The following is a 20,847-nucleotide window of genomic DNA, read 5'->3' as shown; positions in this document are numbered from 1 at the left end:
CGAGCGTGCCGATGCTGAGCGCGGTCAGGTCGAGCGGCGCCGTGACCTGGACCGAGGACCCGCCGGCGCCGCTTGGCGGCAAGGTCAGCCCGCTGAAGCCGCCGCCGATCCTGAGGCGCCCGGCGAAAGCGATGGCGTTCAGCTCCGTGCTGGTGATCTCCAGCGCGCCGGCGACAGCGCCGGCGCCGCCGAGGTCGATGACGCCATCGGTGAAGCGCGCGATGGTCACGGTGCCCGGCGTGAGCGCGGCGCCGGGCTGGATCAGCCCCGGCGCGCCGAAGGTCAGCGCATCGGCGACCAGCGTGACGCCGCTGGTCGCGTCGCCACTGGCCACCAGCGCCGCATCGATGGTGAGCGCCGGCGCCGCCAGACGGACATCGCCCTGCGCGGTGATGCCGGCCGTGGGCGTGGTGGGACCGCTGCCGTCCGGATGCGGCACGGAGGTCGGCGTGGCCGTCACCGTCATGGCGCGGTCGGACCGGATGGCGGTGGTGCCGGCGCCGAAGCTCTCGCTGCCGACGGACAGGATGCGGTTGGTGGTGAGCCCGAGGGTGACGTCGCCGCCCGAGAGCACGGCCAGTTCGCCCGCGCGGATCGAGCCCACGCCCGACTGGGTGACGGCACCGCCCGCCACGAAGCTGTCCGGATCGCTGGAGGCCGCCAGCGTCACCGCCTCGCCGCCGGTCACCGCGCCTGCCAGCGTGACCGAGCTGCCCCACAGGTGCACGCGGCCCGTGCCGGCCACCGGTGCGGGGTCGGTGCCGCCGAGATCGCCGGCCGAGACCGAGCCGGTCGCAGACACCCCGAGCGCGCCGGCGGCGCTGATCCGCACCACGCCCGCGCTGCCGCCGCTGACGGCGCCGACGATGCTGAGATTGCCGGTGCTGCGGACCGTCACATTGCCCGTGCTGGCGATGTCGCCCAGGCTGCCGAGCGCGTTCGCCGTGTCGGCAACATTGAACCCGCCGGTGCCGGACTGGCCGCTGAGCCGGGATGCGGTGATGCTGGCGGCGGCGTCCTGCACCACCTGGCCGGCGGCCGCGGTGGTGCGCAGCGCGAGCTGGCCGCTGCCGATGTTCACGGCCGACTGCAGCTGCACCAGATCGGTGGCGAACAGCTCCAGGTTGGTGCCGGCGCGCGTGATGCTGCTGGTCAGCACCAGGTCATCCGCCGTCACTTCCGTGTCGTCCGGCGAGCCCCAGGTGCGATTTCCCGCCGTTGTCCGGCCGAGGCGGAGCAGCGCGGTGGTGATGGTGATGCCGTTGCCCGGCACAAAGGCGCTGGCCGCCGTGCCGACGCTGCGCGGCCCGATCTCCACCAGCGTGCTGCCGCTGAAGACGTTCGAGTTCTTCAGGGTGAAGGTGTCGGCGCGCAGCGAGAGGGTCGGTGCGTTCAGCGTGACGCCGTTCCTGGTGCTCAGCGTATCGGCGGAGACCGAGATGTCGGTGCTGGCGTTCAGCGTGACGTTGTCGAGCGCCAGCGTGCCGGTCCGAAAGCCGAGCGAGCCGTTCTGCGCCCGCATGTCGGCATCGACGTTGATCGTGCCGGTGTTCTTGGTCTCCAGGAAGACCGAGCCCGCGGTGCTGCGATTGACCTCGGCCTTGACGTTGATGGTGTTGTTGGCCTGCAGCAGCACGTTCACGCCGGCGGTGAAGCTGTTGATGGCATCCACATCCACGTCGATGGTGCCGCCGCCACCATCCGCGAACAGGATCGCGCCGGCGGTGCGGCCGGGCGTGCCGGCGACCGGCGGCTCGTTGGCGTCGCCGTCATCGTCCAGGTTGATGGTGTCGGGGTCGATCAGCACCGTGCCACCGCGGCCAGCCGGAGCATCCAGCAGCACCTCGGCGGCCAGCGTCAGGCCGCTCAGCCCTGACAATTCGATGAAGCCGCCGTCACCCCCCTGCGGGCCGCCGCGCGCTGCGAGGCTGCCGCGGACCTCGGTGCGTTCCGTGCTGTTCACCACGATCACGCCGCCATCACCGGCATCGGTCGCATCGGCGCGCAGCTCGGCGCCGGCTTCCACCGTGGTGGTCGCGGCCATGGTCTGCTCGCGGCCGATACCGGTGGTGCCCGTCAGCACCGTGCCGCCGCCGCCTGTGCCGGAAGCGTCGAGCTTGGCGCCCGCGGCGACCAGCACGCTCTCCTTGGCCTGCACTGTCACGAGACCACCGCGAACCCGCGCGCCGGTGCCGCGCGCCGCAACCTCGCCGGCCACCGTCGCACGCCCCGTCGTCGCGCCGCCGATCCGTATTGCGCCGCCACCGCCTGCGCCCGAGGCATCGAGCCGCGCCTCGCGCGCCACGCTCACCGCGCCACCCGCACTGCCGACCTGCACGCTGCCGCCGCGCGCGCCGGGCGCGGTGCCGGTTGCGCTGATGGTGCCGGCGTCCACCCGCACATCGCCGCCCGCGCCGCCGCGCAGCACCACGCTGCCCGCCGCCGCCGTCGCGTCGCCATCGGCGCTGATCCGCCCGGTGTTGCGCAGCATGGTGTCCACCACGCCGCGCGCCGCATCGGCGGTCAGCAGCACGGAACCGCCGGCCGCCTCGATCGTGCCGCTGTTGGTCACCAGCGCCACCGCGCCCTCCGGCGCCCGGCGCACCGACTGCGTGACGTCGAGCGAAACCAGCCCGTCGCCGGCGAGGTCGAGCGTGAAGGTCTCCGCACCGGCCAGCGCAACGCGGCCGAGCCGCGCGCGGATCAACCCGCTGTTGGCGACGCCCGGCGCGACGAGGGAGGCGAGGCCGCGCTCGGCGACGGTGATGTTGCCGTGGTTCTCGACCCGCGCGCCGGGCCGCGCCGGCTGGTCGAACATCATCCGGCCGGCCATGAAGTTCTGGTTGGTGATGCCGGCGGCGCTGACAATGAGGCTGCCGACATTCACCTGTGCACCGGGCGCGAAGACCACGCCGGACTGGTTGACAATCGCCACCCCGCCATTTGCCTGGATGCGCCCGGCGATCATCGAGGGGTCGGGCGTGTTGACGCGGTTCAGCGTCCAGGACTGCGCGTTGGGCTGGTTGAACTGCACCGTGTGATTGCGGCCGACATCGAAGCGCTGCCAGTCGATCGCGGCGCGCGTGGAGGTCTGGTCGATGCGCGTCGTCGTCGCCGACTGGCTGATGGCCGCACTGCCCGCGCTCACCAGCCCACCGCTCGGCGCGGCGCTCGGGGCCTGCGCCATGGCTGGCGCTGCCAGCAGCGCCACCGGCAGCAGTGCGGTGGTGGCGAGCAGCCCGTGCCGGATCGCGGCCACCGAGGGCGCGGCGGCACCGGGCAGGAGGCCGCGGTTCCGCACGGCGGCGGAACGGGCGGAGCGATGGGGCCGTGCGGTCATCGTGCGCCTCAGAACCTGGTGAGCAGACGGAAGAAGCCGGCAGTCTCGTCCAGCGGAGGCACGCTGCCGCCGCCCGCATCGACGCGGCGCGTCAGCCGGCGCACCGCCTCGACATCGAGCTGGACATTCTCGGTCAGGAACAGCCGCACGCCGCCGCCCCAGGATTCCAGCGTCACGTTGACGTCGGTCTCCAGGTTCTCCCAGCTGCGGCCGAAGTCGCGGAACAGGTAGAACTGCGCCGAGGGCTGCACCTCCACCAGATCGGTGCCGAAGCCCGGGATCTGAAAGGGCGGCGGGCGCACATCGAGCTGCAACTCGATGGTGGCGCCGAGCGCGCTGTCGCCGGTCACCTGCCCGGCATAGAAGCCGCGGCCGAGCCGGTTGCCGCCGAACAGGAACTTCTCCGACAGCGGCAGGATGTCGTCGCTCACCTGGCCGGCGACCTGGCCGAACACGCTGAGCATCAGCCCCTCGGCCGGCACCCAGAGCGGCTGGGTGCGGCTGAATTCGCCGCTCCATTTGACGAAGTCGAAGTCGCTCTGCACCCGCGCCGGGCCAGGCAGGTCGGTCGAGCCGGTCGCGTTGAACCAGGACAGGCCGCGATGGATCCGGATGGCAGCGCTGTTGATGGCTGGCGCTGGCGCGAAGGGGAAGAAGGTGTCGAGCGCGTTGCCCTCGAAGCCGAAGCGCAGCGTGCGCACTTGGTCCAAGCTCTGGCGCGTGCCGGGCGTGCCGACCTCGACCTCGCTGTCCAGATAATCGAACTGCAGGTTGGTAAAGAGGTTGAGCGGACGGCTGCGGATGATCGGGTACTGCAGCGCCAGCCCCGCCACCGTGGTGTGGCCCTGGTAGCCGATCGCCGCCAGCACGCCGCCCGGGTTGGTGACCCCGGCGCCGGCATAGCCGCGCAGCCGGAGACCGGAACCGCCGAGGAAGGCCTCGCCCGCGACCTGCCCGAAGCTCTGCTCCCAATCCTGGGTCTGGAATATCGTCGCCTCGATCCGCTCGCCGAGGGAGGTGTGCGAATTGGCACCGTAAGAGAGGATCGCCTGCACCGGGCCGGTGAGCCGGTAGCCACGGTTGTCCACGGCCAGGTAGCCGCTGAAGGCCTGGCGCTGCAGCTGCGCGACAAGTTCCAGCGCGCCGGCCTCGCCGCCCTGCAGCGGGCGGACCACGCTGCGCAGCGTCACGCCGGGGATGTCGCCGGCCAGCAGCAGCGCGCGCTCCAGCCGCGCGGTGGTGATGGCCCCGTCGCCGACGAGCGGCTCCAGGAAGCGCAGCACCTGGGTCCCGGCCGGGCCGATGTCGCCATCGAGCTTCACCGAGGCAATGTGCCCCTCGACGATGGACATGGTCAGCGCCGCGCCCTCGCCTTCCGGCGACAACCCGGCGGAGGCGGTGACGAAGGGATAGCCCGCGCGGCCATAGGCGGAGATCAGGCGGATGCGCGCATCCTCGATGGCAGCGAGCGGCACCTCCTGCCCGACCAGCGGCTGGAGAACCGGCATCAGCTCGGAATCCGGCACCGCGGCGTTGCCGCTGAGCCGCACGGCGACGATCCGCACGCGCATCTGCTCGCCAGGGCCGCGGGCGGCATCCGGGATAGCCGGGCGCAATGCCGGCGCCAGGCCCGGCGCCTCGGCGGGAGCCAATTGCTGCACGCGGCCCGGCGTCAGCGGGGGAGGCGCGACCTGGGCGAGGGCAAGCCCAGGCACGGCAAGCAGCGCGACCAGCGAAGGATGAAGCCGCATATGGTCCCGCCGCCCCTTATGACCGCGCGCCCCCGCGCGCTGGTTGGCTCGCGGGACAGCAACGCAACTGGCGAGATATTAAGACGGCGTTAGGGTTTTGACCAGCGCCAGTTCGCTCGGCGAGCGGTATACGCGACGGGGCTCCGCCAACCCAGGGTGCGGTTGGCGGGCGCAGCGTCGCCGGCTTCAGCCGCCGAGATTGACGACCTGCACGCGGCGGTTCCGTCGCTCCGCCACCTCGTCGCCGGTGGGAACGAGCAGGTCGCCCTCGCCGCGGCCGACCGTCTCGATGCGGCGCGGATCCACGGCGTAGCGCTGCACCAGGTGATCGCGCACCGCCGCGGCGCGGCGTTCCGACAGGCTCTGGTTGGCGTCACGCGGACCGACGCTGTCGGTGTGGCCCTCGATGCGGAAGCGGAAGGCGGCGAGGTCGCTAGAGGCCAGCGCCTCGCCGAGCGGGCGCAGCGCTGCCATGGCCTCCGGCGTCAGTTCGGCGGAGCCCGACGGGAAGGTGACGGTGATGCTTGCTGCCGCGACACCGACAGGCGCGGTGGTGGCGCGCGGCGGCTCGGGCGCGCGCGGGGCGGCGGCGGCGGTACGCGGGGTGCTTGGCGCCGGCGCGGCCACGGAAGGCGGTGGGGCGGTGATAACGGGCGGCGGCGCGGCGGCGGGCGCGGCGACCGGGGCCGGCGCGGTGGCGCCGCCGGCGGCGGGACCGACCGGGCGGATGCCGCGCGTGGTGTCCACCGAGGTGCGCGGCAGCAGCTGCTGGATCAGCGCACGTGCGGCGGGATCGGTCTGCGCGACGCCAGGTCCGGCGGCGAGCACGATGGGCAGAGCGAAGGCCGCACCGAGCAACACAGACTTCATGACCGGTATCCCTATGTCCGAGCACCATTCAACTAACAGTTCGGTGCCAAAACCTCAAGCGACTCGGGCCTGGGGCAGCCGGACGCGCCAGTGCAACAGCGCGGATTGCGCGCCCACGCGCGAATTTCACGCAAGCGACCCGGGGCAGCGACAACGCCGGCGGGCAGGCGCCTCCCACCTCCAGCTTTGTTGTTCCCGGCACGGGGCTTGCTAGCCCACCATCCGGCTTCACGAAATGGGACGGTGAGACGCATGAGCACGACACGCCGCAGCGCCCTGCTTGGCGCACTCGCAACGCCCTTCGTCCTCACGCAGCTACGCCCGGCCGCCGCCCAGCGCGCCGCGCGCGAGGTGCGCGTGGGCTTCACACAGGATGCGCTGACCCTCGACCCCGCGAACCACCGCAACCGCGAGACGCAGACCATCATCCGCAACCTCCACGACGGTCTGCTGACGCGCGATGCCGAGATGCGCATCCGGAACGAGATCGCGGAGAGCTTCCGCGCGGTGGATGCGAAGACCTACGAGATCCGCATCCGCGACGGCATCAGGTTCCACTCCGGCGACGCGCTGACCGCCGAGGACATCAAGTTCACCCTCGACCGCCTGGTGAAGACGAATGCGATGGGCGGCCAGACCAGCCCGCGCAAGAGCCTGCTCGGCCCCCTCGAGGATACCACCGTGGTCGATCCGCGCACGGTGCGCCTCCACCTCAACGCGCCCTGGGCGCTGATGCAGGCCATGCTGCCCTTCCAGGAGGTGGTGAACCGCCGCCATGTCGAGCGAGTCGGCCAGGACGGCATGCAGACCCGCCCCGATGGCGCCGGCCCGTTCAAGCTGGTGGATTGGCGCCGCGGCGAGGCCATCATCATGGAGCGCTTCGCCGAGTACTATGGCGGTTCGCCGGAGATCCCGCCGGCCGGCCCCGCGCAGGTGGACCGCGTGATCTTCCGCGTCATCTCGGAGAATTCCTCGCGCGTCGCCGCGCTGCTGGCCGGCGAGGTGGACATCATCAACGAACTGCCCCCCTCGGCGATCCGCCAGGTGGAGGCCAGCCGCAACGCGCAGGTGATGAAGGTGAACGGCACGCGCACCTTCTTCGTCTCGCTGAACCTGGCCAAGAAGCCGTTCGACGATGTGCGGGTACGCCGCGCGCTGAACCATGCGCTCGACAAGGGCGCGATCATCTCGCGCATCCTCGGCAATACCGCGACGCCGCTCCGCGGCGTGATGAGCCCGGACGCCTTCGGCTTCAACCCGGACCTGCCCGAATATGCCTACGACCTCGACCGCGCCAAGGCGCTGCTGGCCGAGGCCGGCGTGGCACCGGGCACCGAGATGGTGATCGACACCACGGGCGCGACGCGCGAGATCGCCGAGGCCATTGCCGCCCTGCTCTCCCGCACCGGCCTGCGCGTGCGTGCGCAGGTGTGGGAAGGCGCGGTGCTCAGCCCGATGTGGCAGAACGCCGAGCGCCGGCGGGAGCGCGACATGTATCTCACCTCCTGGGGCAACGGCGCGCTCGATCCCTCGGACATCATGCTCCCGACGCTGAAGACTGGCGGCCGCGGCAACAGCGCCGGCTTCTCCAACGCCGAGGTGGACCGCCTGCTGGATGCCGCCGAGACCGAGACGGACCAGGAGAAGCGGCGCCAGGGCTACCTGCGCGCGCAGCAGATCGTCAGCGAGCAGGCGCCCTGGATCTTCCTGTGGCTGCCGCAGGACATCTATGGCGTCTCGCGCCGCATCGAGGGCTGGAAGCCGCAGGCCGACAGCCGCATCAACCTGCACCGGGTGCGGATCGCCGGGTGATACCCGCCTCGCTAAGTCCTGACCTGCGGCCGACGCAGCCGGCCGAGGCCGCGAATGCGGCCCGCCGCGAGTGCGGCGAGCCAAGCGAAGCGCCGGCGCCTGAGGGCGAAGTGCGTCAGCACTTCGCAAGGAAAGCATGAGCCTTTCGAGGATCCTCGAGAGGCTCGTCCAGCTCCCGGTCGTGCTGCTGGGCGTCAGCATCATCGTCTTCCTGATGATGACGCTGACGCCGGGCGATCCGGTCGAGATCATGCTCGCCGACCAGCGGGCCACCGAGGAGCAGGCGGCCTCGCTGCGCCGCGACCTAGGCCTCGACCGGTCGGTCGCCGAGCGCTTCCTGGTGTTTCTGGGCAATGCGCTGACCGGTGACTTCGGAACCTCCTTCTTCCATCGTCGGCCGGTCTTCGAGGTGATCGCGGAACGCCTGCCGGCGACCATCGAGCTCACGCTGGTCGCGCTGCTGGTCGCCGTGCTGGTCGCGGTGCCGCTCGGCGTGGCGGCGGCGGTGAAGCGGGACAGCTGGCTGGACCGGGCGCTCTCGGCCATCTCGCTGTTCGGCGTCTCGCTGCCGGGCTTCTGGTTCGGGATCCTGCTGATCCTGCTCTTCGCCGTGCATCTCGGGGTTTTCCCGGTGGGCGGGCGCATCCCCTTCGATGCGGAGGTGCCGCAGCTCACCGGCTTCCTGCTGCTGGACACGCTGGCGGCGGGCCGACCGGACGCCTTCCTCAAGGCGCTGTCGCATCTCGCCCTGCCCGCGATCACGCTCGGCCTGCCCACGGCGGCGCTGCTGGCGCGCGTCATCCGCAGCGCGATGGCGGAGGTGCTGGCAACGGACTACGTGCTGTTCGCCGAGGCGAAAGGCCTGTCGCGCCGGCGCGTGCTGTTCCTGCATGCACTGAAGAACGCGCTGATCCCGGCAGTGACGGTGCTGGCGATCGAGACCGGCTCACTGCTTGGCGGCAACATGATCGTGGAGACGGTGTTCGGCTGGCCCGGACTCGGGCGCCTCGTCGTGGAGAGCATCTTCGCGCGGAACTACCCGCTGGTGCAGGCCGCGGTGCTGCTCTACGCCGTCACCTATGTTCTGCTGAACTTCATCGCCGACCTGCTCTACGCGGCGCTCAATCCGAAGGTGCGGCTGTGAGCGGCGCCGTTCTCGAAGCGCCGCCCCTCTCGCCCACGCAGCTTGCACTGCGGCGGCTCGCGGGCAACCGCACGGCGGTCCTGGCCTCCGCCATGGTGGTGCTGTTCGCGCTGCTGGCACTCTTCGCCCCCTGGATCGCGCCGCAGGACCCTACCGAGGCCGATCTGTTTCGCCGCCTCTGCGCCCCGGCCTGGGCGGACGCGAACACCGAGCCGGGCTTCTGGCTCGGCTGCGACGGGCTCGGGCGCGACATCCTCGCCCGCCTCATCCACGGCGCACGCGTCTCGCTTTCGGTCGCGGCGCTGGTGGTGGGGATCGCCGCGGTGATCGGCACCTTGGCGGGCCTCGCCGCGGGCTATCTGCGCGGCTGGGTGGACACCCTCGTCTCGCGCCTAGTGGATACGCTGCTCGGCTTCCCGTACCTGGTCTTCGCCATCGGGCTGATGGCAATGATGGGGCCGGGGCTGCACAACATCATCCTCGCGCTGGTGCTGAAGGAGTGGGTCTTCACCTGCCGGGTGGTGCGCGGCGAGACGCTGGCCGCGCGCGAGCAGGAGTATGTGGAAGCCGCGCGCGCGCTCGGCTGTTCGCCGCGGCACATCATGATGCGCGAGATCCTGCCCAACGTGCTCTCGCCCGTTCTCGTCGTCGCCACCTTCCGCATGGCGTATGTGATCATCATGGAGGCCTCGCTCTCCTTCCTCGGCCTCGGCGTGCAGCCGCCGACGCCGAGCTGGGGATCCATGGTGGCGGATGGGCGCGACTTCCTGGTGGATGCCTGGTGGGTCTCGACGCTGCCGGGCCTCTGCATCCTGGCGCTGGTGTTGGCGATCAACCTGGCGAGCCAGGGCCTGCGCGACGCCTTCGACCCCAGGCTGCACCAGAGCTCATGAACGCGCCGCTGCTTTCGGTTCGGGGACTGCGGACGGTGTTCCCGACGCGCCGCGGCCCGCTGGCCGCCGTCGACGGCGTGGATTTCGACATCGCCGCCGGGGAGGCGCTCGGCGTGGTCGGCGAGAGTGGCAGCGGCAAGTCGGTCACCTTCCTCTCCGTGCTCGGCCTGGTCCGCCCGCCGGGCCGCGTGGAAGCCGGCGAGATCATTTTCGACGGCCGCGACCTGCGCCGCCTGCCGGCCGGCGAGTTGCGCGCGCTGCGCGGGCGCATGGTGGCGCTGGCGATGCAGGATGCGCTCTCGGCCCTGAACCCCTCGCTGACCATCGGCACGCAGATCACCGAGACGCTGCGCGCCCACGCCATCCCCGGCGACCCGATCGCCGAGGCGGTGCGGCTGCTCACGCGCGTCGGCATCCCCGATTCCGTGCTGCGCCTGCGCGACTATCCGCACCAGTTCTCGGGCGGCATGCGCCAGCGCGCAATGATCGCCATCTCGCTCGCCGCGCGGCCGAAGCTGCTGGTGGCGGACGAGCCGACCACCGCGCTCGACGTGACGATCCGCGCCCAGGTGCTCGACCTGCTGGACGAGTTGCGCGCAGAGCAGGGGCTCGCGGTGGCGATGATCACCCACGACCTCGCCGTGGTGGCGGAGCGCTGCCCGCGGGTGATCGTGATGTATGCCGGCCAGGTGGTGGAGACCGGCCCGACCGCCGAGGTCATCGCGCGCCCGCGCCACCCCTACACGCGCGGCCTGATGGAAAGCTTGCCGCGGCTGGAAGACCCGGACCGCCCGTTGCACCCGATCCCCGGCCAGGTGCCGGATCTCGCCACCGTGGATGCCGGCTGCCGATTCCGCAACCGCTGCGCGCTCGCCATCGCCGATTGCGCGCGACCGGTTGCGCTGGCGCCATCGGGCGACGCACGCCTCTCGCGCTGCATCCGCGCCGCCGAGGTCTCGCCATGACCCCGCTGCTGCAGGCGCAGGGCGTCACCAAGCACTACGCGCTGGCGCATGGCCTGGGCGAGAGGCTGCTGCGCAAGCCGGTGCGCCTGGTGCGCGCCGTGGAGGGCGTGGATCTCGCCATCGGCCGCGGCGAGACCCTCGGCCTGATCGGCGAGAGCGGCTGTGGCAAGTCCACCCTCGGCCGGCTGCTGCTGCGGCTGCACGAGCCCACCGCCGGCGCCATCCGCTTCGACGGGCAGGAGATCGCGCATCTGCCGGAGCCCGCACTGCGGCCGCTGCGCCGGCGGATGCAGATCGTCTTTCAGGACCCCTACGCCTCGCTGAACCCACGCCGGACGGTGCGCGAGATCGTCAGCCTGCCGCTGGCGCTGCATGAGAAGCTGCGCGGCGCCGAGGCGGAGCGGCGTGTCGGCGCGATGCTCGACCGCGTCGGCCTGGCGCGCGCGCATCTGGACCGATACCCGCACCAGTTCTCCGGCGGTCAGCGCCAGCGCATCGGCATCGCCCGCGCGCTGATCCTGCACCCCGATTTCGTGGTCTGCGACGAGCCGGTCAGCGCGCTCGACGTCTCGGTGCAGGCGCAGGTGCTGGCGCTGCTGCGGGAACTGCGCGACGAGCTCGGCCTGGCGATGCTCTTCATCTCGCACGATCTGGCGGTGGTGGCGCATCTCGCGGCGCGGATCGCGGTCATGTATCTCGGCCGCGTGGTCGAGGAAGGGCCCCGCGATGCGGTGATCCGCCGCCCGGCGCATCCCTACACCCAGGCGCTGCTCGCGGCCGTGCCGCGGCTCGATACGCCGGCGGTGCGCCAGCACGTGGCGGCGGGTGACCTGCCCTCGCCGCTCGCACCGCCGCCGGGTTGCCCGTTCCATCCGCGCTGCCCCGAAGCCGGGCCGCGCTGCCGCACCGAGATCCCGCGGCGCGTGGCGCTTGCCGAAACCGGCCACGCCGCCGCCTGCCACCTGCATGACGGAGGCGTCGGATGAGCGCGGTGGTGGTGCTGCGGGGCGATGCGCGCGAACGCGGCCTCGGCCAGGCGCGCGCATGCCCGGAGGCCGCACCGGCGGTGAGGGATGCGATCCGGTCCCGCCTTGCCGCCGCGCGACGCGACGTGCCCTTCCTGGAGGCGCAGGGCGCCATCACCGCGCGCCTCGCGCCGGAAGCGCTGCTGGAGATCTGCGGCATCGCCACCGGCTTCGGCCTCGGCGATGACGAGGTGTTCGACTTCCTGCACATCGGCTGCCTGAACGACCTGGCCGCCACGCCAAGGGACGACGATGGCTGCACTGCCTTCGCGCGCGATGGCGTGGTCGCGAAGAACCGCGACTTCCGCCCCGAGCATGTCGGGCTGCAGCGCATCTTCCTGCACGAGGACCCGGCATGGCGCGGGCGGCGCGTGCTCTGCCTCGGCTCGCTCGGCGCCCCGGGGGCGTGGTCCTCGGGGATGAACAGTGACGGCCTCGCGCTGGCGGATACGCAGATCGCCACCGCCGATCACGGGCCGGGCATCCTGCGCTACTTCCTGATGAACGCGCTGCTCGCGCGCTGCACCACCGTCGCCGAGGCGCTGGCGCTGATCCGCAGCCTGCCGCATGCCGGCGGCGGCAGCCTGGTGCTGGCCGACCGCAGCGGCGCCGCGGCGGCGGTGGAGCTGCGCCACCGCCGCGTGGATATCGAGCAGGGCGCGTGCGTCGCGCACACCAACCACTACACCGCCGCACCGGAGCACCTGCCGGCGGTGGCGCATTCCTTGGGTCGGCTCGAGACGCTGCGCGCGGCGCTGGCCGCGGATCCGGCGCGCGATCCGCGCGCGGTGCTGGCGCTGCACGCGCCGACCGCACTCTGCCGCCATGCGCCCGACCCCTCCCCCACCCTGGCCGGCGCGGTCTGGGATACAGGCAACGGGACGGCGCAGCTCGCGCTCGGGCCGCCCTGCAGCACGCCCTGGCGCCGGTTCGAGCCCGCACCGGACGGATGGCGCGAAACGCACGCCTTGGCGTAGTCTCCGCGCCGGGAGGGGCCGGACACGCCATGCCGCAGGCCGATCTGCTCGGCGAGCACGACAGCATCCGTGCGGTGCGCGCCCTGGTCGCACGGATCGCCGCCAGCCCGGTGCACCAGGTGCTGATCTATGGCGAGACCGGCACCGGCAAGGGGCTGGTGGCGCGGATGATCCATCGCCTCTCGGCGCGCGCCAACCGCGCCTTTGTTGACGTGAACTGCGCCGCCATCCCCGCCAGCCTGATGGAAAGCGAACTGTTCGGGCATGAGCGCGGCGCCTTCACCGGCGCCACGGTCACCAAGCCCGGGCTGATCGAGGCCGCCGATGGCGGCACGCTGTTCCTGGACGAGATCCGCGAAATGGACCCGCAGCTGCAGGCCAAGCTGCTGACGCTGCTCGATACGCAGCGCTTCCGCCGGGTGGGCGCGGTGAAGTCCATCGGCGTGGATGTCCGCTTCGTCGCGGCGACCAACAAGATCCTGCTCTCCGAGGTCGCGGCCGGGCGGTTCCGCGACGATCTCTATTGGCGGCTGCAGGTGGTGCCGGTGAACATTCCGCCGCTGCGCGCCCGTGGCGACGACGTGCTGCTGCTGGCCGAGGCCTTCGTCGCCCACCACGCGGCGCGCTGCGGCCGGGTGATCCGCGGCCTGGAACCGGCCGTCGCCCAGGCCTTCCGCCGCTATTCCTGGCCCGGCAATGTCCGTGAGCTGGAGAACCTGATCGAGCGCATCGCAATCCTGGAAAGCGAGGACCAGGTGCTGATGCGCCACCTGCCCGATCGCCTGCTGCGGGAGGTGGAGGGCCGCGCACCGCCGCGTGCGCCCGGGATGGGTGGCGAAGGTGCTGCGCATCTGCCGCTGCATCTCGGCTTCCACGCCGGCACGGAGGACTTCCAGCGCGCCCTGATCGGCGCCGCACTGAAGGAGGCGGGCGGCCGGCAGGGCCGCGCGGCGCAGCGCCTGCGCCTCAGCCGGCATGCGCTGAGGCACCAGATGCTGAAGCTGGGCATGGCGGCGCCGACCGGCTGAGCTCTGGCACGGGGTGTGCAAAGCCCGCCGGGAACGATGCGGCCCGACGGAGGGGCCTTCAGCACATGGCCGAGATCACCATCCTCTGCCCCACCGGGCATCTGGGCTTCACGCCCCTCGAACCCGCTTCCTTCCGCGCGGGATGCGCGCTGAAGCCGGATTTCATCATCGCGGACAGCGGCAGCTGCGACATCGGCCCCTACCCGCTCGGCGCCGATGGCCAGGCAAGCCCGGCGGCCTGGCAGCGCCACGACGTGGAGATCATGCTGGTCGAGGCGCGCCGGCTCGGCGTGCCGATGATCATCGGTTCGGTCAGCGACACCGGCACCGACCGCGGCGTGCGGCAATTCGCGCAGATGGTCCGCGACATCGCCGCCGAGCACGGCCTCGCACCGTTCCGCATGGCGACGATTTTCGCCGAGCTGACGCGCGAGGAGGTGATCGGCCGCATGGGCGCCGGTACCGTGGTGCAGGGCCTCGACGGAAGGCCGGATGCTGATGCCGCGCTGATCGGCCGCACCGACCGGATCGTGGCCGTGATGGGCGCCGAGCCGATCGCCGCCGCGCTGAAGGCCGGCGCGGAGGTGGTGATCGCCGGCCGTGCCTCCGACTGCGCGTTGTTCGCGGCACCCTTGCTCAACGCCGGCATGTCGCCGGCCACCGCGTACTACGCCGGCAAGCTGATGGAATGCGCCTCCTTCTGCTGCGAGCCCTTCATGGGCAAGGAGAGCATCCTCGGCCGCATCAGCGAGGACGACATCAAGGTCACCGCGATGCATCCCGGCCAGCGCTGCACGCCGGCCTCGCTCGCCTCCCACGCGATGTACGAGCGGCGCGATCCGTTCCGCGAATACGTCGCCTCGGGCTACGTGGACATGAGCGATGTCCGCTACGAGCAGTGGGACGAGAAGACGGCGCGCGCCACGGGTGCGAGATTCGTGCCCTCCGCCCAGCCGATGGTGAAGCTGGAAGGTGCCGGCAAGGTGGGCGAGCGACGGCTGGCCATCGTCGGCATCCGCGATCCCTACACGATCGAGAACATCGACAAGGCGATGGCCTGGGCCCGCGCGCGGCTCACGGAGCGCTTCGGCGCGCCGGAAAGCGCGGGCTGGACGGTGTATTATCACGTCTACGGCCGCGACGGGGTGATGGGCGCGCTGGAGCCCAGCCCGCCGCTGCGCCCGCACGAGCTCGGCATCGTTGTGGAAACCGTCTGCCAGGATGCGAAGCGCGCCGAGGAGATCTGCGCGCTCGCCGCCCGCAACCTGTTCTACGCGCGCCTTGCCGAGGTGAAGGGCACTGCCGGCGCGGCAGCACTGATGTCGGACGAGATCCTGGTCGGCAAGCCGGGCTATGAATGGACGCTGAACCACGTCATGCCGGTGCGTGATGCGGCGGAGCTGTTCCGCACCGAGATGTCCGTCGTGGATGGCAGCGCGAAGAAGGCGGCCTGAGAATGCGCAACATGCCGACGCTGCGCGACCTCGCCAGCACCATCCGCAGCAAGAATGCGGGCGTGGACCACATCACCTTCGACCTGATCTTCAAGGAACGCGCGAATTTCGAGAAGGTCCGCGATTCCGGCGTGCTGAGCCCGGAGAAGGTCGCCGCGCTCTACCGCATCCCGCGCGAGCGGGTGACGGATTTCGTCGTGTTCGAACCCGCCAACGCCATCAAGTTCACGATCCGGCGCGAGAAGCCCTCCGGCAGCCCCGGCGAGCACGACGTGTTCGGTGCGCAGCAATACGCGCCGCTGTTCGAGGTGGAGGTGCCGTAATCCCGGTGGCCGCTCAACCGGGCTGCCTGCGCAGCCCGTTGAGCGCCAGCGCGACATGCGCGCGGCACATCTCCTGCCGATCCGGCGCGCGGTCCTCGCCGATCATCAGCCGCCACACCGCTCCCATCGCCGCCGGCGCCAGCAGCACCGCGGCGAGGCCCGGTTCGTCGGCCGCGTCGGCCCGGAACTCGCCCGAGGCGACGCCCGCACGCACCACCTGGCCCACCAAGCCAAGCCCGCGCGCGAGCACCTCGGCGCGGTAGAACTCTGCCAGTTCGGGGAAGCGCGAGGCCTCGGCCAGCAGCAGCTTGAACAGCATCTGCTGGCGCGGCTCCTCGCCCACGCGGGTATGGCCGAACTCGATGATCCGCTGCAGCAGCTCCGCCCGCGGGCCGGGCCAGACCACGACCAACCGCTCCAACTCCGCGAAGGCCGGCTGGATGCAGGAGCGGACGACCGCCTTGAACAGCTCCGCCTTGCTCGGGAAATAGTGGTAGATCAGGCCCTTGGCGACGCCGGCCCGGGAGGCGGTGGCGGCCATGCTGGCACCGCCATAGCCACGCTCGCCGAACTCCTCCAGCGCCGCATCCAGGATCTGCGGCATGCGTTCAGACGCGGACAGCCTGCGGCGCGACGGCCCTGCCCCGCCTCCGCCTGCCTCTGCCCGCATCGTGCCCTGGCTCAATCCGCTCTCCCGCTTCCGTTACACTTCGGGCTATTGACCAATCGGTCAACATGGCCACATACGCCCCACACGTATTGACCAGACGGTCGATAAGCAAGAGCCTGAAGTCTGGAACGATGCCGGACCATCCATTGCCCGACACCGTCCTGCCTCGCGGCGCCCCGGCGCCCGAGCCGGACCCGCCCCCCGCGCCACGGCGCCGTCGCTGGCTGCTGGCGGTGCTGTTGCTCGTTGCCCTGGGGGCTGGCGGCCTGCTGCTGCGCGACGACATCTCGGCCCTGCTGCACCCGGCGGTGCCGGCGCAGACCGCCGCTCCGCTGGCAGCGCCGCCGCCGGCGCTGACCGTCACCGTGGCCGAGGCCCGTCCCGCCCTGCTCGCCCGCCGCATCACCGGCGATGGCTCCGTCGTTGCCTGGGAGGAGCTGGTGATCGGCGCGGAAGCCGGGGGCCTGCGGGTCGCCGAGGTGCCGGTGCAGGAAGGCGAAGCAGTGCGTGAAGGCCAGCTGCTGGTCCGGCTCGAAGACGCGCTCCTCACCGCCCAGCGCGATCAGGCCGAGGCCGCCATTGCCGAGGCCGAGGCCGCGCTGCGCATCGCGCGCCAGGACCTCGCCCGCGCCGTCGAACTCACCCGCACCCAGAGCGTGCCGCGCCAGACGCTGGAGCAGCGCGAGGCCGCCGAGGCCCAGGCCGAGGCGCGGCTCGCCTCCGCCCGCGCCCGCCGTGACGAGGCCGTGGCCCGGCTTGCCCAGGCGCGCATCCTGGCGCCGACCGACGGCATCGTCTCCCGCCGCACCGCCCTTCCCGGCGCCGTCACGCAGCCCGGCCAGGAGATGATGCGCCTGATCCGCGACGGCCGTGTCGAGCTCGACGCCCGGGTGCCGGAGCTGGAGCTCGCCGCCCTGCGCCCCGGCCAGCGGGTGCGCGTCATCCACGGCGAGCGCGTGATCGAGGCCGAGGTGCGCGCCATCGCGCCGACTGTCTCGCCGGAGACGCGGCTCGGCACCGTGCATGTTGCGCTGCCACCCGATTCGGGGCTGCGCCCCGGAATGTTCGCGCGCGCCGAGATCATCCCCGATCCAACGCCGCGCCTGACGGTGCCGCAATCCGCGCTGCTGTTCCGCGAAGGCAGCCCCGCCGTGCTGGTGGTGGAGGACGAACGCGTCGTGCTGCGCCAGGTGCAGACCGGGGTGCGCCGCGACGGCGTGGTTGAGATTGCCGATGGCCTCGAAGCCGGCGAACGCGTGGTGGTCTCCGGCGCTGGCTTCCTGCGCGATGGCGACCGCGTGCGCGTGGCCGAGCCCGCCATCGCCGATCGCCGCTGAGCGGAGGGCACGCCATGCAGACCCGCTCCTCCGCCGACCATCGCAACATCTCCGCCTGGGCGATCCACAACCCGGTCGCGACCGCGGTGCTGTTCGCGCTGCTGACGCTCGCCGGCCTGTTCGCCTTCCCCTCGCTGCGCATCAACAACACGCCCGACATCGACCTGCCGGCCGTGGTGGTCACCGTCGCCCAGCCCGGCGCTGCCCCCTCGGAGCTGGAGACGCAGGTGACGCGCCGGGTGGAGGATGCGCTCTCCGGCCTGGGAGACGTGAAGCACATCACCTCCACCGTGGTGGACGGCGCCTCCACCACGGTCGTGGAGTTCGAGCTCGGCAAGAACATCGACCGCGCCACCAACGACGTGCGCGACAAGGTGGCGCAGATCCGCTCCGACCTGCCGGCCGGCATCCGCGACCCGGTGGTCACCCGCGTGGAGGCCACCGGCGGCGCGGTGCTCACCTACACGGTCCAGGCGCCGCGCATGGGCGAGGAGGAGCTCTCCTGGTTCGTGGACGACACCGTGGCCAGGGCGCTGCTCTCGGTGCCGGGTGTTGCGCAGGTGAACCGCATCGGCGGGGTGGAGCGGGAGGTGCGCGTCGCGCTGCGGCCGGACCGGCTGCTCGCACTCGGCATCACCGCCGGGCAGGTGAACGAGCAGCTGCGCGCGCAGAACGTCAACCTGCCCGGCGGCCGCGGCACGCTCGGCGCCGGCGAGCAGGCGATCCGCACGCTCGGCTCCGCGCCTTCGGTGGAGGCGCTGCGTGAACGGCCGATCACGCTGCCCGGCGGCCGCACAGCGCGGCTTTCCGACATCGCGGAGGTGAGCGACGCCACCGCGGAGGTCCGCACCGCCGCGCGGCTCGACGGCCGCCCGGTGGTGGCCTTCGAGGTGATGCGCACGCGCGATTCCTCCGAAGTGCGGGTCGCCGAAGGCGTCGCCGCCAAGGTCGCGGAGCTGGAAGCCGCACATCCGGAGGTGGAGCTGCGGCGCGTTGCCTCCACGGTGGAATTCGTCCTCGCCGGCTATCGCGGCGCAATCGAGGCGCTGATGTTCGGCGCCGGCCTGGCGGTGCTGGTGGTCTGGGCGTTCCTGCGGGACTGGCGGGCGACGGCCATCGCCTCGCTGGCGATGCCGCTCTCGCTGATCCCGACCTTCTTCGTGATGAAGTGGCTCGGCTTCTCGCTGAACAACGTCACGCTGCTCGGCCTGACGCTGGTGGTGGGCGTGCTGGTGGACGATGCGATCGTCGAGATCGAGAACATCGTGCGCCACCTGCGCGGTCGCACCGATGGCAGCGCGTTCAAGGCCGCGCTCGACGCCTCCGCCGAGATCGGGCTGGCGGTGGTGGCGACCACCGCGACGATCCTCGCAGTCTTCGTGCCCGTCGCCTTCATGCCCGGCATCCCCGGCCAGTTCTTCCGCCAGTTCGGCCTGACCGTCGCGGCGGCGGTGTTCTTCTCGCTGGTGGTCGCACGGCTGCTGACGCCGCTGCTCGGCGCGTATTTCCTGAAGCAGCGCAAAGGCGGAGCACGGTCCGAGGAGGTCGGCGATGGCGCCATTGGCCGGCGCTATCTCAGCCTGCTCGGCTGGTGCATGCGCCACCGCTGGATCACGCTGTCCGGTGCCGGCGCCTTCTTCGCCGCCTCGGTCGCGCTGGTGCCGCTGATCCCGCAGGATTTCGTGCCAGCCGCCGACCGCGGCCGCTCCTCGCTGGCGATCGAGCTGGCCCCCGGCGTGACGCTCGCCGAGACCGAGGCGGTGGTGCAGGAAGCCACGCGCATCATCAAGGCGCGGCCAGAGGTCGCCTCGGTCTTCGCCTCGCTCGGCACGCGCGCCACCGGCGGCCAGGGTCCCGCGCTCGGCAGCACCACGCGCGAGGGCGAGCCGCGAATGGCGAACCTGACCATCACGCTGGTCCCGGCCGCCGAGCGCAGGCTGCGCCAACAGCAGGTCGAGGCGCTGCTGCGGCCGGAACTGGAGCGCATCCCCGGCATCCGCGTGCGCTTCGGTGCCGACGGACAGTCCGGCGCCAAGCTTTCCGTCACGCTGGTTTCGGAGGATGCCGAGGCGCTGTCGCGCGCGGTGCAGGAGCTGGAGCAGCAGATGCGCGGCATCCCGCAGCTCGCCGGCGCGCGCTCCACCGCCTCGCTCTCGCGGCCGGAGCTGCTGATCATCCCGCGCGAGGCGCGCGCGGCGGAACTCGGCGTCTCGCCTGCCGCCATCGCGACCACCGCGCGCATCGCCACCACCGGCGACGTCGCGCAGAACCTGGCGCGCTTCAACCTGCCGGGGCGGCAGATCCCGATCCGCGTCATGCTCGACCAGCAGGCCCGCGGCGAGATCGAGGAGCTGCGCGCGCTGCGCGTGGAAGGCCGCAACGGCATGCCGGTGCCGCTCGACGCGGTGGCGGAGATCCGCCACGGCGCCGGCCCCTCGCAGATCGAGCGGCTGGACCGCGTGCGCAAGGCGACGGTGGAGGCGGAGCTCGGCGGCCTGCCCCTCGGCGAGGCGACGCGGCTGGCGGCGGAACTGCCGATCATGCGCAACCTGCCGCAAGGTGTGCGCGAGCGCTCGACCGGCGATGCGGAGATCATGGCCGAGCTGTTCGGCAGCTTCACCATCGCGCTCGCCACGGGCATCGGCCTTGTCTACCTGGTGCTGGTGCTGCTGTTCGGCGGCGTGCTGCAGCCGCTGACCATCATGTCGGCGCTGCCGCTCTCGCTCGGCGGCGCGCTGATGGCGCTGCTGCTGGCGCAGAAGGCGCTCGGCATCTCGGCGGTGATCGGCGTGCTGATGCTGATGGGCATCGTTGCGAAGAACTCGATCCTGCTGGTGGAATACGCGATCGAGGCGCGGCTGGCCGGGTTCGACCGCCGCACGGCACTGATCGAGGCCGCTCGCAAGCGGGCGCGGCCGATCGTGATGACGACCATCGCGATGACCGCAGGCATGGCGCATATCGCCGCGGGCGTGGGTGCCGACAGCGAGTTCCGCGCACCCATGGCGCTGGTCGTGATCGGCGGCCTCGTCACCTCCACGCTGCTCAGCCTGGTCGTGGTGCCGGTGATCTACACGATGATGGACGATGTCGGCGCCTGGCTGACGCGCCACCTGCGGCGGCCCGCGCCGGCGGAGGCCGCGGCCCGCGGCTGAACGCCGGCGCAGCCGGGCAACGGTTGCCGCTGCGCCGCCTACGCAGTTTCCCGGTCCGCGGTCAAGTCACGCCTGCGCGTGGCCCTCACCGCTGCAACGAACC

At 71.9% G+C, this 20,847-nt stretch carries 15 protein-coding genes; 11 read left to right on the top strand and 4 right to left on the bottom strand.

Going from position 1 to position 20,847, the window contains the following annotated elements; all coding sequences use genetic code 11:
* From ACESM1_RS08395 to ACESM1_RS08385, 3 genes are all read right to left on the bottom strand, one after another.
* Positions 1-3,340, bottom strand: a 3,340-nt coding sequence (locus ACESM1_RS08395) for a filamentous hemagglutinin N-terminal domain-containing protein (RefSeq protein WP_372619257.1), incomplete at its 3' end; no start/stop codon positions are given.
* A gap of 8 nt (positions 3,341-3,348) precedes the next feature.
* Complete coding sequence (locus tag ACESM1_RS08390) at positions 3,349-5,091, bottom strand: ShlB/FhaC/HecB family hemolysin secretion/activation protein (protein ID WP_372619256.1); 1,743 nt, start codon at positions 5,089-5,091, stop codon at positions 3,349-3,351.
* Positions 5,092-5,277: 186 nt separating this feature from the next.
* Entirely contained in the window at positions 5,278-5,961 is a 684-nt protein-coding gene (locus ACESM1_RS08385) for an OmpA family protein (protein WP_372619255.1), read from the bottom strand.
* 252 nt (positions 5,962-6,213) lie between these two features.
* Between ACESM1_RS08385 and ACESM1_RS08380 the strand changes: the two genes are divergently transcribed.
* The 9 genes from ACESM1_RS08380 to ACESM1_RS08340 all read left to right on the top strand — a co-directional run bounded on the left by ACESM1_RS08380 (position 6,214) and on the right by ACESM1_RS08340 (position 15,582).
* On the top strand, positions 6,214-7,773 hold the full coding sequence (locus ACESM1_RS08380) for an ABC transporter substrate-binding protein (protein WP_372619254.1): 1,560 nt from the start codon (positions 6,214-6,216) through the stop codon (positions 7,771-7,773).
* 136 nt (positions 7,774-7,909) lie between these two features.
* The gene (locus ACESM1_RS08375; RefSeq protein WP_372619253.1) at positions 7,910-8,917 is read left to right on the top strand and encodes an ABC transporter permease; all 1,008 of its coding nucleotides are present in this window, start codon (positions 7,910-7,912) and stop codon (positions 8,915-8,917) included.
* A complete protein-coding gene (locus ACESM1_RS08370) occupies positions 8,914-9,810 on the top strand; it encodes an ABC transporter permease (protein ID WP_372619252.1) in 897 nt (298 codons plus the stop codon). The genes ACESM1_RS08375 and ACESM1_RS08370 overlap by 4 nt, the downstream gene beginning before the upstream one ends.
* Positions 9,807-10,775, top strand: coding sequence for an ABC transporter ATP-binding protein (locus ACESM1_RS08365; RefSeq protein ID WP_372619251.1), 969 nt, complete (start codon positions 9,807-9,809; stop codon positions 10,773-10,775). Before ACESM1_RS08370 ends, ACESM1_RS08365 begins: the two co-directional genes overlap by 4 nt.
* On the top strand, positions 10,772-11,761 hold the full coding sequence (locus ACESM1_RS08360; RefSeq protein ID WP_372619250.1) for an ABC transporter ATP-binding protein: 990 nt from the start codon (positions 10,772-10,774) through the stop codon (positions 11,759-11,761). The genes ACESM1_RS08365 and ACESM1_RS08360 overlap by 4 nt, the downstream gene beginning before the upstream one ends.
* Positions 11,758-12,777 (top strand): C45 family autoproteolytic acyltransferase/hydolase, encoded by a 1,020-nt coding sequence (locus ACESM1_RS08355; RefSeq protein ID WP_372619249.1) that lies wholly within the window; start codon positions 11,758-11,760, stop codon positions 12,775-12,777. Before ACESM1_RS08360 ends, ACESM1_RS08355 begins: the two co-directional genes overlap by 4 nt.
* A gap of 29 nt (positions 12,778-12,806) precedes the next feature.
* Positions 12,807-13,805, top strand: a complete 999-nt coding sequence (locus tag ACESM1_RS08350) for a sigma-54 interaction domain-containing protein (RefSeq protein WP_372619248.1) — start codon at positions 12,807-12,809, stop codon at positions 13,803-13,805.
* 65 nt (positions 13,806-13,870) lie between these two features.
* Entirely contained in the window at positions 13,871-15,259 is a 1,389-nt protein-coding gene (locus ACESM1_RS08345) for an acyclic terpene utilization AtuA family protein (protein WP_372619247.1), read from the top strand.
* A gap of 2 nt (positions 15,260-15,261) precedes the next feature.
* Positions 15,262-15,582, top strand: a complete 321-nt coding sequence (locus ACESM1_RS08340; protein WP_372619246.1) for a DUF4387 domain-containing protein — start codon at positions 15,262-15,264, stop codon at positions 15,580-15,582.
* A 13-nt stretch (positions 15,583-15,595) separates the two neighbouring features.
* Here the strand turns inward: ACESM1_RS08340 and ACESM1_RS08335 are convergent, their stop codons facing one another.
* The gene (locus tag ACESM1_RS08335; protein WP_372619245.1) at positions 15,596-16,186 is read right to left on the bottom strand and encodes a TetR/AcrR family transcriptional regulator; all 591 of its coding nucleotides are present in this window, start codon (positions 16,184-16,186) and stop codon (positions 15,596-15,598) included.
* Positions 16,187-16,398: 212 nt separating this feature from the next.
* Between ACESM1_RS08335 and ACESM1_RS08330 the strand changes: the two genes are divergently transcribed.
* Together ACESM1_RS08330 and ACESM1_RS08325 are read left to right on the top strand one after the other, a co-directional pair.
* A complete protein-coding gene (locus tag ACESM1_RS08330) occupies positions 16,399-17,589 on the top strand; it encodes an efflux RND transporter periplasmic adaptor subunit (protein WP_372619244.1) in 1,191 nt (396 codons plus the stop codon).
* Between the two features lie 14 nt (positions 17,590-17,603).
* The gene (locus tag ACESM1_RS08325) at positions 17,604-20,744 is read left to right on the top strand and encodes an efflux RND transporter permease subunit (protein ID WP_372619243.1); all 3,141 of its coding nucleotides are present in this window, start codon (positions 17,604-17,606) and stop codon (positions 20,742-20,744) included.
* Positions 20,745-20,847: the final 103 nt, after the last annotated feature.

The organism is Falsiroseomonas sp., assembly GCF_041690465.1.
GTDB lineage: Bacteria > Pseudomonadota > Alphaproteobacteria > Acetobacterales > Acetobacteraceae > Falsiroseomonas.
Note: the sequence above shows the minus strand (reverse complement) of the source record. Positions and strands in the feature narration are given on the sequence as shown.

Coding starts and splice junctions, on each gene's coding strand:
- ACESM1_RS08390 (WP_372619256.1), bottom strand. CDS start 5,091: ATGCGGCTTCATCCTTCGCTGGTCGCGCTGCTTGCCGTGCCTGGGCTT.
- ACESM1_RS08385 (WP_372619255.1), bottom strand. CDS start 5,961: ATGAAGTCTGTGTTGCTCGGTGCGGCCTTCGCTCTGCCCATCGTGCTC.
- ACESM1_RS08380 (WP_372619254.1), top strand. CDS start 6,214: ATGAGCACGACACGCCGCAGCGCCCTGCTTGGCGCACTCGCAACGCCC.
- ACESM1_RS08375 (WP_372619253.1), top strand. CDS start 7,910: ATGAGCCTTTCGAGGATCCTCGAGAGGCTCGTCCAGCTCCCGGTCGTG.
- ACESM1_RS08365 (WP_372619251.1), top strand. CDS start 9,807: ATGAACGCGCCGCTGCTTTCGGTTCGGGGACTGCGGACGGTGTTCCCG.
- ACESM1_RS08360 (WP_372619250.1), top strand. CDS start 10,772: ATGACCCCGCTGCTGCAGGCGCAGGGCGTCACCAAGCACTACGCGCTG.
- ACESM1_RS08355 (WP_372619249.1), top strand. CDS start 11,758: ATGAGCGCGGTGGTGGTGCTGCGGGGCGATGCGCGCGAACGCGGCCTC.
- ACESM1_RS08350 (WP_372619248.1), top strand. CDS start 12,807: ATGCCGCAGGCCGATCTGCTCGGCGAGCACGACAGCATCCGTGCGGTG.
- ACESM1_RS08345 (WP_372619247.1), top strand. CDS start 13,871: ATGGCCGAGATCACCATCCTCTGCCCCACCGGGCATCTGGGCTTCACG.
- ACESM1_RS08340 (WP_372619246.1), top strand. CDS start 15,262: ATGCGCAACATGCCGACGCTGCGCGACCTCGCCAGCACCATCCGCAGC.
- ACESM1_RS08335 (WP_372619245.1), bottom strand. CDS start 16,186: ATGCCGCAGATCCTGGATGCGGCGCTGGAGGAGTTCGGCGAGCGTGGC.
- ACESM1_RS08325 (WP_372619243.1), top strand. CDS start 17,604: ATGCAGACCCGCTCCTCCGCCGACCATCGCAACATCTCCGCCTGGGCG.